The 13608-nt window shown below is 66.3% G+C and carries 11 protein-coding genes; 4 read left to right on the forward strand and 7 right to left on the reverse strand.

Translation table 11 applies throughout. The features are described from left to right. The first annotated feature begins 223 nt into the window (after positions 1-223). Complete coding sequence (locus MAAFP003_RS18785) at positions 224-2161, forward strand: serine/threonine-protein kinase (protein WP_096289299.1); 1938 nt, start codon at positions 224-226, stop codon at positions 2159-2161. An 87-nt stretch (positions 2162-2248) separates the two neighbouring features. Beyond that, the gene (locus MAAFP003_RS18790) at positions 2249-2746 is read left to right on the forward strand and encodes a CHAP domain-containing protein (protein WP_096289301.1); all 498 of its coding nucleotides are present in this window, start codon (positions 2249-2251) and stop codon (positions 2744-2746) included. Between the two features lie 44 nt (positions 2747-2790). Here the strand turns inward: MAAFP003_RS18790 and MAAFP003_RS18795 are convergent, their stop codons facing one another. Then, on the reverse strand, positions 2791-4284 hold the full coding sequence (locus tag MAAFP003_RS18795; RefSeq protein WP_096289303.1) for an FAD-dependent oxidoreductase: 1494 nt from the start codon (positions 4282-4284) through the stop codon (positions 2791-2793). A 120-nt stretch (positions 4285-4404) separates the two neighbouring features. Here MAAFP003_RS18795 and MAAFP003_RS18800 point away from each other — a divergent pair, with 120 nt between their 5' ends. Beyond that, entirely contained in the window at positions 4405-5262 is an 858-nt protein-coding gene (locus tag MAAFP003_RS18800; protein ID WP_096289305.1) for an SIR2 family NAD-dependent protein deacylase, read from the forward strand. Here MAAFP003_RS18800 and MAAFP003_RS18805 read toward each other — a convergent pair. Beyond that, positions 5259-6527, reverse strand: a complete 1269-nt coding sequence (locus tag MAAFP003_RS18805) for a cytochrome P450 (RefSeq protein ID WP_096289307.1) — start codon at positions 6525-6527, stop codon at positions 5259-5261. The two genes, MAAFP003_RS18800 and MAAFP003_RS18805, sit on opposite strands and share 4 nt — an antisense overlap. A gap of 93 nt (positions 6528-6620) precedes the next feature. Between MAAFP003_RS18805 and MAAFP003_RS18810 the strand changes: the two genes are divergently transcribed. Continuing rightward, positions 6621-7271, forward strand: coding sequence for a TetR/AcrR family transcriptional regulator (locus MAAFP003_RS18810; RefSeq protein WP_096289309.1), 651 nt, complete (start codon positions 6621-6623; stop codon positions 7269-7271). Positions 7272-7275: 4 nt separating this feature from the next. On the opposite strand, the gene proB is transcribed toward MAAFP003_RS18810, so the two are convergent. The 5 genes from proB to rne form a co-directional block, all read right to left on the reverse strand. Next, positions 7276-8376 (reverse strand): glutamate 5-kinase, encoded by a 1101-nt coding sequence (gene proB / locus MAAFP003_RS18815; RefSeq protein WP_096289311.1) that lies wholly within the window; start codon positions 8374-8376, stop codon positions 7276-7278. Beyond that, entirely contained in the window at positions 8373-9815 is a 1443-nt protein-coding gene (gene obgE, locus MAAFP003_RS18820) for a GTPase ObgE (protein ID WP_096289313.1), read from the reverse strand. Before obgE ends, proB begins: the two co-directional genes overlap by 4 nt. A gap of 42 nt (positions 9816-9857) precedes the next feature. Further along, positions 9858-10124 carry a 50S ribosomal protein L27 gene (gene rpmA / locus MAAFP003_RS18825; RefSeq protein WP_096289315.1) on the reverse strand — a complete coding sequence of 89 codons (267 nt, stop codon included), beginning with the start codon at positions 10122-10124 and terminating at the stop codon, positions 9858-9860. Positions 10125-10139: 15 nt separating this feature from the next. Next, complete coding sequence (gene rplU / locus MAAFP003_RS18830) at positions 10140-10451, reverse strand: 50S ribosomal protein L21 (protein ID WP_096289317.1); 312 nt, start codon at positions 10449-10451, stop codon at positions 10140-10142. Between the two features lie 332 nt (positions 10452-10783). Then, a complete protein-coding gene (gene rne, locus MAAFP003_RS18835) occupies positions 10784-13597 on the reverse strand; it encodes a ribonuclease E (RefSeq protein ID WP_096289319.1) in 2814 nt (937 codons plus the stop codon). Positions 13598-13608 lie beyond the last annotated feature (11 nt).

Here is a 13608-nt window from a genome sequence, read left to right on the forward strand (position 1 = left end):
TGCACGGACCAGCGTCATGTCTTCATCGTTGCGCAGCGTTGAACGGAATCGCAATCAGCGAACGAATGCTCCGCCCGCGATGAGGCGTGCGGGCGCACCCGAATGTTCTCTGCCTGAGAAATGAGAATGGCCTTAAGTACTGAGGCCCGGGTATTGCATTTCCTAGGTACGGGGCCGTCGCCCGATTTATCGTGTTCTCGACCGTGGCTGCCGGGAGGCTGAAATGGATGGGACCCCGTTCGGGCGGTACCGCTTGGTGGAGTTATTGGGCCGCGGTGGCATGGGCGAGGTGTGGCGCGCTCACGACACCGCAACCGACCGCATTGTCGCGATCAAACTCTTGCCCGCGTTCTTGTCCGACGATGAGGAGTTCCAACAGCGTTTCCGCCGGGAAGCCCACGCCGCTGCCCGGCTGAACAACCCGCACGTCATACCGATTCACAACTACGGCGAAATCGACGGCCAACTCTATGTCGACATGCGGCTCATCGAGGGCCGCGATCTGCAGACCATATTGGCCGACGGGCCGCTGGATCCGGTACGCGCGGTACGCATCATCGAGCAAGTCGCCAATGCCCTGCAAGCGGCCCACCGGGTTGGGCTGCTGCACCGCGACATCAAACCCTCCAACATCCTGCTGGACCACGACGATTTCGCCTACCTGATCGACTTCGGCATCGCCCGCGCGATCGAAGAAACACGAATGACCAAGTCCGGCGACACAATTGGCACCTTCCAATACATCGCACCCGAGCGTCTGGACGCCACCGCGCACGAAGACGCCCGCGCCGATATCTACTCGTTGGCGTGTGTGCTCTACGAATCCCTCACCGGCCAGCCACCTTTCCCCGGTAGCTCGGCGGCGCACCTGATCACCGCACACCTGAACACCCCGCCGCCTCGACCCTCAACCACCCAACCTGACGTGCCCGCCGAAGTCGACGACGTGATCGCGACCGGGATGGCCAAAGATCCTGCACAGCGTTATGCGACCACGGTGGAACTGGCCAACGCTGCTCGCGACGCGGTCACCGACCGCATCCACACGCCGACGGCCGGTGCCGCGCAGCCCGCCACCATGCTGGCACCGGATCCCCGCCTGCCGGCCACCGCTTACGCGTCTTCGACCGCGCCCACCCAATTCGGTGCACCGGCCGACACCAGCTCGCCGCCGGCGCCACCCGCTGCGGACGGACGCAACCAGAGACGCCGGCGGATCGCGATGGTGGGCGGGGCGGTGGCCACCGCGGCCGTCGTGGTCGTCCTTGTCATCGCATTCACCAACCTCGGATCCTCCAAGCCACCCGACAACCCGAAGCCGGTCGCGGTTCCCAACACCGGCCCCTTCACCGGCGTCTACCGCGCCGACTTCGGCCCTTCGGCCACCAATGGCAAGCCGGATGACGGAGGGACGCCGTCAACCGGGCAGTGGTCGGTCCGTTCGGTATGCCGCCAAACGGGCTGCATAGCAACAGCGACGGCAAACGGAGGGCCAACCCTGCAATCGTCGTTTGTGTTCGATGACTTCGGCGGACAGTGGCATGCGGTCGGCGCATACCCGGTGGCCTCGCCGCCACCAGGCGTGTCAGGCTTCGACGGCTGCCAGTTCCCCGCCGAATACTGGACGGTCATCACCGTGCAACAGCGACCTGACGGAACAGTGGCCGGCCAGTACCGTGCAACGGGCCCCCCCGAGTGCGAGACCGAGCGCACGGTCACCTTCACCCGGATCGGCGACGTCGATGTGAACACGCTCCCGGACCCGGCCGGCCTGCCCGCGCCTGTGGGGTCCCCGGCCAGCGCATTCCACGGCCGCTACCACGCGACGCAGACGCCACTGGACATTCACAAAACGGGCACCTGGGAACCCATCGTTGCGACAGACTGCTTGCGCACGGGCGAACGCTGCGTCAGCAAGGTCGGGTACGACGTCTACCACTTTTCGAACGGAAAATGGGTTTTCAACCTTGACACCAAGCGGACCTGCGAAAAATCGGAAACCAGGGACGCGACCAACTTCTATTGGGAATTCCCCTTGCCGCAGCCACCGCAAGACCCGATCACGCTGTTGACCGGACACGGCCACAAGCAGGTAAGCGGCACCGATAGCTGCGCCGGCTCGTATGACGAAAACGTGAAGTTCGAACGCACCGGCGACTGACCGGTCGAAGCCGAAGCCGTGAAACGAATTCTGATCTCGCCGCGATAACAGGAAGGTAACGGTTCGCCGGCCGGCGAGAGGACGCCCATGAAGCGCACCGGAATCATGGCCGCAGTCGCCGTCAGCAGCGCCCTGTCGCTGGGAGCGTCCATGGCCCCGGCACCGGCCAGCGGAGACCCGGCAGCAAGCGTAGGCCGCACGATTGACCACAACCCCTTTAGCGGCGACTACGAGGGGTACTGCACGTGGGGCGCCCAAGAACAGATTCACGCCCATACCGGCTACTACATCAAAGCGCTGACCGGAAACGCTGAAGACTGGGCCAACCAAGCCCGAGCGGCAGGCTGGACGGTCAGCAACGATGCGCAGGCCCACTCGATCGCGGTCTTCAGCAGCGCGCTCGTCGGCGGCGTCGGACACGTCGCCTGGGTCGACGCTGTCGACGGCAATCGCCTCACGATCACCGAAATGAACATGGGTTACGGGGCCACCGCGGCCAACGGATTCCGAACCACGGGTTTCCACCAGTTCGACACGCGCAGCGTCGCACAGGCACCGGGAATGACCTACATCCTGATCCCATGAACGGGACCACGAAATATTCGACACGCCAACACATTCGGCCGCTGTCACTGGTACGTTTTGGCGCGCAGTGTCCGCTGCTCAGTGATTGGTCCGCAACGGATATCGAATCGCTCCCGCACCGTGTTGAGAACATGACGCTGCCGCTCGCGTTCGCGGCGATGCGTCAGCACGAACCGTGCCAGTCCCGGTAGGCGGCGCGGTAGCGGATACCACTTATCGAAATCAAGACCGTTCTCGCTGAACACAGCTCTCGGGACGTTGTCGTAGATCAGGCTGAGGTTGTGTTGGACGAGCGCGAAAAGCACATACGGAAATGCCATCGGCGCCTTGTCCCTCAGTCCCCGCCAGTCGAGTTCATAAAGCGGAATCTGCGTGAGTTTGTCCAAGAACAGCAGATGCCCCAGGAAGTACCCCATGAATGCGGGCAAATGCAGCACAGCCGAACGCACGTTGATCGAAACGACTGCGCCGCTGGGTGAAACGTAGGGTTCGTAGGGGTAGTCATCGGTGACTTTGACGTAGCCCGTGCAGTTGACCACCCAGCTGCCCGGCTCGATCGTCTTCGTCGATCCGCTTCGGAGTAGCAACTCGGTCGTGCCGTTGCAATCGACGACATCTGCGAGATAGTCCATGACGACATCGTTGAGGCCGGCGGAGATCGTGTCGTTCTCCGCCTCCGATAACACTCCCAACACGAAGTTGTCCGATTGAGGTGTCAGGAACGTGCCGTGGGTCGCGCGGTACCAATCCTGGACCTCCGATTCGTTGGTGCCGTCGAACCGGCGACTCAGCTGTGCGGCCAGGGTGCTCGGCACGGTGCCCGTCCACCACCTCCGGGGGCCACTGGGTAACAGCCTGTCGCGGCTGGAGAAGAATGTTCCTCGGCCCGCGACCAGATTCACCTGGCGACCGGGGTAGGCCGTAATCAGTGCGTGCGCGGTGTCCATCGCGGTTTTCCCGCCACCAATGATCCACACCGGCGCACGGCTTTCCCTGATGTCGCCCGACCGGATGTCGCAATAGTCAGGCGACACCGAATGGACCCGTTTGCTGGAGATGTCCAGAGGCTCGTTCGGCGTGACCGCCAGACCGAATGCCTTGATCAATCGCTTGGCCTCCACGACGAGCATCCGGCCGTCCGCAGCCCGGCAAGTGGCCCGCACGACTCCGTTCACTTCGTCGTGAGACTCGAATTCCCAGCCGAAGTACTCGTCGACCGGCACGCGTTCGGCTATCACGTCAACGCAATAGCGAAGGTGGTCGAGCACCTCCCTTTTGGTCGCCAAGTGGGCGCGATCCTGGTCGAGGGTCCACTCGATATTGCCCGCGGTGAACATCGGATGCGGTTGATGCAGGCGCACATACGAGTACACATCGACCCACATGCCGCCCGGACGCGGCCGACGATCGATCAGGATCACCTTCTGGTCCCGCGACAGGTACCGGCTGGCCGCGAACAGAGCGTTCAGCCCGGCGATGCCGGCCCCGATGATGCAGAGGTCGCAGGTTTCCACCCGCGGGGACTGGGATTCGGACATGATCCCGCCTTTCCGTGCCGAGGCGTCAAGTATGGGTACGCACCCGCACTGCCGGGATGCGTAATCGACTACCCCACTAGCGCCGGCATCGCTGCACGATGAACCCGTACTCTCGAATACGTGCCTCGCCGAACCGAATCTCCGGAACTGGTCGCGTTGTTGGCTGGACGCCGGGTCGCGGTGCTGACCGGCGCGGGGATTTCCACCGACTCGGGCATTCCCGACTACCGGGGGCCAGATTCGCCGCCGAGCAACCCGATGACGATTCGTCAGTTCACCTCGGATCCGGCGTTCCGCCAGCGCTACTGGGCACGCAACCACGTGGGCTGGCGGCACATGGACGCGACGCAGCCAAATGCGGGGCATCGGGCACTGGCCGCGCTGGAGCTGGCCGGGGTGGTGACCGGCGTGATCACCCAGAACGTCGATCTGCTGCACACCAAGGCCGGCAGTGCCAACGTGATCAATCTGCACGGCACCTACGCGCGGGTGATCTGCCTGGCCTGCGGGGACACCATGAGTCGCGCCGCGTTGGCCGACGAACTCGAGGCACTCAACCCGGGATTCATCGAGCGCGCCGAGGCCATCGGCGGTCTGGCGGTGGCGCCCGACGCCGACGCCGTCGTCGCCGATACCACGTCATTTCGGTATCTGGACTGTCCGCGCTGCACCGGCATGCTCAAACCCGACATCGTCTATTTCGGTGAGAGCGTCCCTAAAGATACTGTGACGCAAGCCTTTTCGCTGCTCGACGAGTCCGACGCGCTGCTGGTCGCGGGATCGTCGCTGACCGTATTCTCCGGCTACCGATTCGTGCGGCACGCTGCCGCACGAGCCATTCCGGTCGCCATCGTCAACCGCGGACCCACCCGCGGTGACGAACTGGCCACCGTCAAACTCGACACCGGATGCTCGGAGCTGTTGGTGCTACTCGCCTCGGAACTGGGAGGTGCGCCGGCGCCGCTGGCCTTGCACTAAAACGTGCAGGGCAGGGTGCGCACCGCGTGCACGAAATTGCCCGCCACGTACGTCGCCTCGCTTGCCTGAATGTCGGGCAGCTGACTCAGCAACTCACCGAAGAAGGCGCGCAGTTGCGCGCGCGCCACGTGGGCACCGAGGCAGAAATGCAGTCCGCCGCCCCCGAATCCGACATGGGGATTGGGACTGCGGCTCAGGTCGAAGCGATCCGGATGCGCGAAGGCATCGGTGTCCCAGTTACCCGACGAATAGAACATCACCACTTTCTCACCCGCGGCGATTCTCTGGCCGCCCAGTTCGAAATCGGTTGCCGCCGTCCGACGAAACGTCATAACCGGTGTCGCCCAGCGGACGAACTCCTCGACCGCCACGCCGATCCTGTCCTCGTAATCGGCTAGCAGCCAAGCCCTTTGGGCCGGGAAATCAGTGAGCGCTTTCATGGCGTGGCTCATGGTCTGACGAGTGGTGTCGTTACCCGCCACCGAGAGCAGCACAAAGAACGCGGCCACCTCAGCGTCGGTCAGCCGGTCGCCGTCCACTTCGGCATGCACCAGGCTGCTGATCAGGTCTTCGCCCGGCTTCTCGCGGCGCTGCGCGGCGAGCGTGCCGACGGCCCGGTGCAGGTACATCTGCTGTTCGAAGATGACCTCCAGTGCGGGGTGCCCATCGAGAAATTCGGGGTCGGCCCACGACACCAGCGCGTCGGTGGCGTGTGCCATGCGCTCGCGCTCGGACTCCGGAATGCCGACCATGTCCGACAGCGTGCGGATGGGCAGCTCCTTGGCGCACAGGTCGACGAAATCCGCACCGCTGCCGGCGTCGCGAAGCTCCTCCACGATCGCCTTCGCGTTCGCCTGGATCGACTCCTCGATGCGGCGGACCTGCCGCGGCGTGAATGCGGCGTGGGCGAGTTTGCGCAGCTTGGTGTGCCGCGGTGGGTCCATCGCCAGGAACGACTGGGACGCCTCGAGCAGCTCCACCGGAATGCTTTCGAACATCACCCCCTTGCCGGATAGGAAGACGTCGCTGTCGCGGCTGACCGTGACGATGTCCGCGCGCCGGGTGACCGCCCAATAGCCGGGGTCGTCGGGGTCCGGCATCAGGGCGTCTTCGACCGGAGGATGCCAGCTCACCGGCCGCTCGGACCGCAGCACCGCAAACGAGCGCTCGCGGTCGGCGGCCGTCGTCGACCAGAACTCGCGTGAGGACAGGTCAATCGCGTCGTAGGCGCGTGGGCGGCCGGACCGCCCGGTCATTACTGCCATCGTGTGTCCTCCATCAGGTCGTGAAACTGCTGGAACACTATGCCTAGACATCATGTCTAGTCAAGATGTTGAAATGTCGGTTATGCTCGGCAAATGCCCTCGGTCACCCGCAAGCCGCAGCCGAAGCGCGAGCAGTCGCGCCAGCAGCGGCGAGAGGAGATGGAGCGCCGCCTGCTGGACGCCACCGAGCGACTGATGCGCGGCGGGGCCAGTTTCACCGAGCTGAGCGTGGACCGGCTGTCGACGGAGGCCGGGATCTCGCGCGCGAGCTTCTACATCTACTTCGAGGACAAGGGCCACCTGCTGCGCCGGCTCGCCGGACAGGTGTTCGCCGATCTGGCCGACAGCGCGAATCAGTGGTGGAGCGTGGCGGGGCGCCACGATCCGGCCGACGTGCGAGCGGCCATGACAAGCCTGGTGGCCAGCTATCGGCGCCATCAGCCGGTGCTCGTCGCGCTGAACGAAATGTCGGGCTATGACCCGGTGGTCGGGGCAACCTACCGCAATCTGTTGACCGCAATCACCGGTCGATTGACCCGGGTGATCGAAGAGGGCCAGGCCGACGGTTCGATTCGCACGGAGCTATCCGCAGCCACCACGGCCAGCGCTCTGACTTGGATGGCCGAGCGGGCGTGCCAGCAGAATCTGCCCGGCGCGCCGGGCTCCTATGACGCCGAGCTGGCCACGACGTTGTCCGAAATTATCTGGGCCACTTTGTATCTCAAGCCGCTGTCGGCTGGCTGATCCGTCAGACGGCAACCAGGTCGTCGGCATGCACCGCGGGCCGGCGCAGCTCGTCGGGCAGCTCCGAGGTCGACCGGCCCATCATGGTCGCCAGCTCGGCCGCGTCGTAGGCGACCACGCCGCGGGCCACCATGGTCGCGTCCGGTCCGTGCAATTCGACAACGTCGCCTGCGTAGAACCGGCCCGTCACGGCGGTGATGCCGGCGGCCAACAGGGAGCGGCGTTGCTGCACCACCGCGCGCACCGCGCCCGCATCGAGGTTGAGCGAGCCGGTGGACTCGGCGGCATATCGCACCCAGAACCGCCGGGCCGACATCCGCGCGGGCCGGGCGGCGAACACCGTACCCGACGAGGCGTCGGTGAGCGCCGTCGCGGCATCCGACGCCGCGGCCAGCAGCACCGGCACCCCGGCGTCGGCGGCCAGCAGCGCCGAGGACATCTTCGACGCCATGCCGCCGGTGCCCAACGCGCTGCCCGGACCGGCCACCACACCGACTAGGTCCGACGTTCCGGCCACCTCGGGAATGAAGCGGGCCCCGTTGGTCTTTCGCGGATCAGCCTCGTAGAGGCCGTCGATGTCGGAGAGCAGCACCAGCGCCTCGGCACCCACCAGATGGGCCACCAGTGCCGACAGGCGGTCGTTGTCGCCGAACCGGATTTCGTTGGTGGCCACCGTATCGTTTTCGTTGACGATCGCCACCGCATGCAGCGCGCGCAACCGGTCCAGGGTGCGCTGGGCGTTGGTGTGCTGGGCCCGCATCGAAATGTCGTGTGCGGTCAGCAGTACCTGCCCGACCGTACGCCCGTAACGGGCGAACGCGGCACTCCACGCGTTCACCAGCGCGACCTGACCCACGCTGGCCGCAGCCTGCTTGGTCGCCAAATCCTTTGGACGACGGGATAATCCGAGCGGCTCGATCCCGGCGGCGATGGCACCCGAGGACACGATGACGACGTCGGTGCCGGCTTTCATGCGGGCCTCGATCGCATCGGCCAGGCCGGCCAGCCGACCCCCGTCGAACACCCCGGACGGTGTGGTCAGCGCGTTGGTCCCAATCTTGACGACCAGACTGCGAGCGGTGCGGACGGCTTCGCGATGACTCACAGCTCGTCACCGCGTTCGCGCCGCCGGCGCCGGGCGGCCTTGCGCTCGTCGGCGCCGATGCGCTCGGTGCGTTCCAGCCGTGCGTCGGTGCCGCGGCCGGTCAGCGGAACCTGTTGGCCCGCTGGGGTTTGCGGCTCCCAGTCGAATGTCATATCGCCGATGGTCACCGCACAGCCGGGCTGGGCGCCCAACCGCAACAGCTCCTCCTCGACACCGAGGCGCGCGAGGCGATCGGCCAGATAGCCCACCGCTTCGTCGTTGTCGAAATTGGTCTGGCCGATCCAGCGCTCGGGCCGGGCCCCGGTGACCACGAAGCCGCCCTCGCCGTCGGACTCGACGGTGAAACCGCTGTCGTCGACGGGCACCGGGCGGATCACCGGGCGTCGCGCTACCGGCGCCGGGCGCGAGGCGTTGTACTCCGAGATCATCTTCTGCAGCCCAAAGATCAACGGCTGCACCCCTTCCCGGGTTGCCGTCGATACCAGGAACACCGGCCAACCGCGCTCGGCGATCTCGTCGCGGACGAACTCGGCGAGCTCACGCGCCTCGGGTACGTCAATCTTGTTGAGTACCACCGCCCGCGGCCGCTCGGCCAGGTCGACCAGCGCCGCATCGCCTTGCAGGGTCGGGGTATAGGCGGCAAGTTCGGCTTCCAGCGCATCGATGTCGGAGATCGGGTCGCGGCCGGGCTCGGCAGTGGCGCAGTCGACGACATGCACCAGCACCGCGCATCGCTCGATGTGGCGCAGGAAATCCAGCCCCAGGCCCCGCCCTTGCGAGGCGCCCGGGATCAAGCCGGGCACGTCGGCGACGGTGAACGACTGCTCGCCAGCCGAGACGACGCCGAGATTGGGGACCAGCGTGGTGAACGGATAATCGGCGACCTTGGGTTTGGCCGCCGAGATCACCGATACCAGCGACGACTTGCCCGCCGACGGAAAGCCGATCAAGCCGGCATCGGCCACGGACTTGAGCTCGAGGGTGAGGTCGCGCGCCTGGCCGGGCTCACCGAGCAGCGCGAAGCCGGGCGCCTTGCGCGCCCGCGACGCCAGCGCCGCATTGCCCAGGCCGCCACGGCCGCCGGCGGCCGCTTCGAATCGGGTGCCCGCACCGACCAGATCGGCGAGGAGCCGACCGTTTTCGTCCAGCACGACAGTGCCGTCGGGCACCTTGACTTCCAGGTCTGCACCGGCCGCGCCGTCGCGGTTGCTGCCCGCCCCCTGCTTGCCGTTGGGAGCGGTGACGTGCGGACGGAAATGGTAGTCCAGCAGCGTGTGTACGGCGGGATCGACGACGAAGACGATGCTGCCGCCGCGGCCGCCATTGCCGCCGTCGGGACCGCCGAGCGGCTTGAACTTCTCGCGATGAACCGAGGCGCAGCCGTTACCGCCGGAGCCAGCTCGGGCGTGGATGACGACTCGATCGACAAACCGAGGCATCGGGGGTCCTCTCAGCTACCCGCATGCACGGGCGCGACGACCTCAGTCGGTGGTCTGCCCGGCCGCGACGATGTTGACGGTCTTGCGGCCGCGCTTCTTGCCGAACTCGACCGCACCGGCCGCCGTCGCGAACAGCGTGTCGTCGCCGCCACGGCCGACGTTGACGCCGGGGTGGAAGTGGGTGCCACGCTGGCGGACGATGATCTCGCCGGCCTTGACGATCTGGCCGCCGAATCGCTTGACGCCAAGCCGCTGAGCGGCGGAGTCGCGACCGTTGCGCGAGCTGGAAGCGCCCTTTTTGTGTGCCATGTCTGTCGCCTCCCGCTATTTGATTCCGGTGACCTTCAGGACCGTCAGCTGCTGACGGTGACCCTGACGCTTGTGGTATCCGGTCTTGTTCTTGAACTTGTGGATACGGATCTTCGGGCCCTTGGTGTGCTCGAGCACCTCGCCGGTCACGGCTACCTTGGCCAGCGCGGCAGCGTCGGAAGTGACGGTCGCACCGTCAACCACCAGCGCCACCGGCAGCGACACCTGGGCGCCGGGGTCGGATTCGAGCTTCTCGACCTTGACCACGTCACCGACGGCAACCTTGTACTGCTTGCCACCGGTCTTGACGATTGCGTAGGTCGCCATCGTTGCTCCTGCCTCTTCTTCACGTCTTCCGCGCGCGTACCAACTGCGACGCGCGTGGTGGGTCTGGGGAGCGGGAGAATCTTCCCGCCTGTCGTCCGCCGAAGTCAGCTGCCCGGCTTGACGACAACTGTCCAAGGGTACGTGACCAGCGGCTACAGGGTCAAACCAGCACCCGGGCGAGCCGCAGCAGGCTACCCGCGTTCCCGAGGCCGGCTTGGCAACCGGGCAAATCGCTTTGTTCAGGCATATCTTAGCTTCTAGCTAACTCCACACGGCACGGGAGGCCGGCCAAAGCGCTGCTCGGCACGATGTTCCCGCCGCCGCGTGACGGTTCAGTCCGCGTGAATGGGCGGACCTGCCGGCCTGCCCGCGGCGCGCCGGCGACGCGGACGTCCAAAGCCCGGGTCGCTCTCGGACCCGTTCGCCGAACCGTTTTCGTCGTCGGAATCCTCGTCGTCGTCGAGATCCTCGTCCTCGTCGTCAAGGTCTTCGTCGTCATCGTCGAGATCCTCGTCGTCGTCGAGATCCTCGTCGTCATCGTCGAGATCCTCGTCGTCGAGATCCTCGTCGACCGCGTCCTCCTCGTCGACGTCGTCGGTGTCCTGATCGGTGTCGTCGTCCTCGAAGGCATCGGAGTCGGTGTCCTCCAGGTCGGCGGGACCCTCCACCTGGGTCTGCTCGTCGATCTCGGTGACGTCCTCGCCGGCTTCCTCGGCGTCACCGTTGTCGCGAGTGGCCATCGCCTTGAACATCGGATGCTCGCCCGGCGCATGCACGGGCACCTTGGCGACGGCGGGCTGATCGGCGGGCTCTTCGGATCGATTCTTCTTCGATCGCTTGCCGCGACGGCCGCCGCCCGACTCGGACTTGCGCCCGTTCGACGGGGCCGAGTCGACCGGGTCGGCGTGCAGCAGAATCCCGCGTCCGCCGCAGTTCGGGCACGACGTCGAAAATGCCTCGATCAGACCGGTTCCCAGTCGCTTGCGGGTCAACTGCACCAGGCCCAGCGATGTCACCTCGGACACCTGGTGGCGGGTGCGGTCCCGGGCCAGCGACTCGGTGAGCCGGCGCAGCACCAGGTCGCGATTGGACTCGAGCACCATGTCGATGAAGTCGATGACCACGATGCCGCCGATGTCCCGCAGCCGCAGCTGACGCACGATCTCCTCGGCCGCTTCGAGGTTGTTCTTGGTGACCGTCTGCTCGAGGTTGCCGCCGGATCCGGTGAACTTGCCGGTGTTGACGTCGACCACCGTCATGGCCTCGGTCCGGTCGATGACCAGGGTGCCACCCGAAGGCAGCCACACCTTGCGTTCCATCGCCTTGGTCAGCTGCTCGTCGATGCGGTGCACCGCGAACACGTCCGGCCCGGGCTGCCCTTCCGCAACGGGCGGGGCATCGTATTTCGTCAGCTTCGAAACCAGATCGGGGGCAACGGAATTCACGTAGTCGTTGATGGTGCTCCACGCCTCGTCGCCGGAGACGATGAGACCGGCGAAATCCTCGTTGAACAAGTCCCGGATGACCTTGACCAGCACGTCAGGCTCTTCGTAGAGCGCGACCGCCCCGCCGGCGGCCTTCTCTTTGGTCTCGCCCGCCTTGGCCTCGATCTGCTCCCACCGCTCCTGCAGGCGGGTGACATCGTCGCGGATGTCTCCTTCTTTGACACCCTCGGACGCGGTCCGGATGATCACTCCGGCGTTGGACGGCACCACCTCACGCAGGATCTCCTTGAGCCGCTGGCGCTCGGTGTCGGGCAGCTTGCGGCTGATCCCGGTCGACGACGCGCCCGGCACATAAACCAGGTAGCGGCCGGCCAGCGAGACCTGGGTGGTCAACCGGGCACCCTTGTGTCCGACCGGGTCCTTGCTGACCTGAACGACAACGTAATCGCCTGGCTTGAGCGCCTTTTCGATCTTGCGCTCCGACCCGCCCAGCCCCGCGGCCTCCCAGTTGACCTCGCCGGCGTACAGCACGCCGTTGCGGCCGCGACCGATGTCGACGAAGGCCGCCTCCATCGAGGGCAGCACGTTCTGCACGATGCCGAGGTAGATGTTGCCGACCAGTGACGCCGATGCCGCCGACGTCACGAAATGCTCGACGACGATGCCGTCTTCGAGCACGGCGATCTGCGTGTAGCGCGCACCCGGGTGCGGCGGCTCGGTGCGGACCCGGTCGCGCACCACCATGACCCGTTCGACGGCCTCGCGGCGCGCCAGGAATTCGGCCTCGGTGAGTACGGGCGGGCGGCGCCGTCCGGCGTCACGCCCGTCGCGGCGGCGCTGCCGCTTGGCCTCTAGCCGCGTCGACCCGTCGATGCCCTTGATCTCGGCGTTGCTCGAGGCGTTGTTGCCCCTGCTGTCATCGGAGGAGCCGCCCTTGCCGCGCGGCGCTCGCTCGTGCACCACGGTGTTCGGCGGATCGTCCGGTGCGGCGCTGTCGTCGTTGTCGTCACCCGAACCCGACTTACGACGACGACGCCTGCGACGACGCCGGTTGGCGCCGTCCGGCGAACCGTCATCGGCGCCGTTGTCGTCGTCGGAGTCGTCCGAGTCGTCGTCGGAGTCGTCCGAGTCGTCGGAGTCAGCGGATCTCTGGCCGCGCTGATCGCCGTCGCCGTCGTCGTCCGGGTCGGGACCGCCCTGTTCGCCACGGCCACGGCCGCGACCCCGCCGGCCCCGGCGCCGCCGCCGGTTAGCCGGCCGATCGGCCTGTTCCTCGTCATCGTCGTCACCGTCATCGGAATCGTCGGTGTCGGTGTCGGCGCTGTCGTCGGCCCGGCGTTGAACGTCGGTTGCGACGGGCTGTGGCGCGACGAACAGCGGCATGTAGGCGGGGCGGTCGATCGCGTTCTCGACCGCCACCCGGGACTCGGATGCCCCGGGCGAGCTGACCTCGGCGCTGCTGAAGGCCACGAAGTTCTCCGGTGGCCGCGGCGACAGCAGATCGCGCACCCGAATCGCGTCCTCATAGTCGACGCCGGAATGCGCGCTGCGGATGCGTCCGTCCAGCGCGCTGAGCGCGTCGACCACCCGCTTGCTGGTGGTACCCAGCGCTCGCGCCAGGGAGTGGACTCTCAGACGGTCCGGCAGGTCCTCCTGAGCCGGCGTAGTTGAACTGTCTGAAGTTTGGTCACCGTCAATCACGTATTCTCCTC

This window comes from Mycobacterium ahvazicum (assembly GCF_900176255.2).
Lineage (GTDB): Bacteria > Actinomycetota > Actinomycetes > Mycobacteriales > Mycobacteriaceae > Mycobacterium > Mycobacterium ahvazicum.

Coding starts and splice junctions, on each gene's coding strand:
- MAAFP003_RS18790 (WP_096289301.1), top strand. CDS start 2,249: ATGAAGCGCACCGGAATCATGGCCGCAGTCGCCGTCAGCAGCGCCCTG.
- MAAFP003_RS18795 (WP_096289303.1), bottom strand. CDS start 4,284: ATGTCCGAATCCCAGTCCCCGCGGGTGGAAACCTGCGACCTCTGCATC.
- rpmA (WP_096289315.1), bottom strand. CDS start 10,124: ATGGCACACAAAAAGGGCGCTTCCAGCTCGCGCAACGGTCGCGACTCC.
- MAAFP003_RS18810 (WP_096289309.1), top strand. CDS start 6,621: ATGCCCTCGGTCACCCGCAAGCCGCAGCCGAAGCGCGAGCAGTCGCGC.
- MAAFP003_RS18805 (WP_096289307.1), bottom strand. CDS start 6,527: ATGGCAGTAATGACCGGGCGGTCCGGCCGCCCACGCGCCTACGACGCG.
- rplU (WP_096289317.1), bottom strand. CDS start 10,451: ATGGCGACCTACGCAATCGTCAAGACCGGTGGCAAGCAGTACAAGGTT.
- MAAFP003_RS18785 (WP_096289299.1), top strand. CDS start 224: ATGGATGGGACCCCGTTCGGGCGGTACCGCTTGGTGGAGTTATTGGGC.
- obgE (WP_096289313.1), bottom strand. CDS start 9,815: ATGCCTCGGTTTGTCGATCGAGTCGTCATCCACGCCCGAGCTGGCTCC.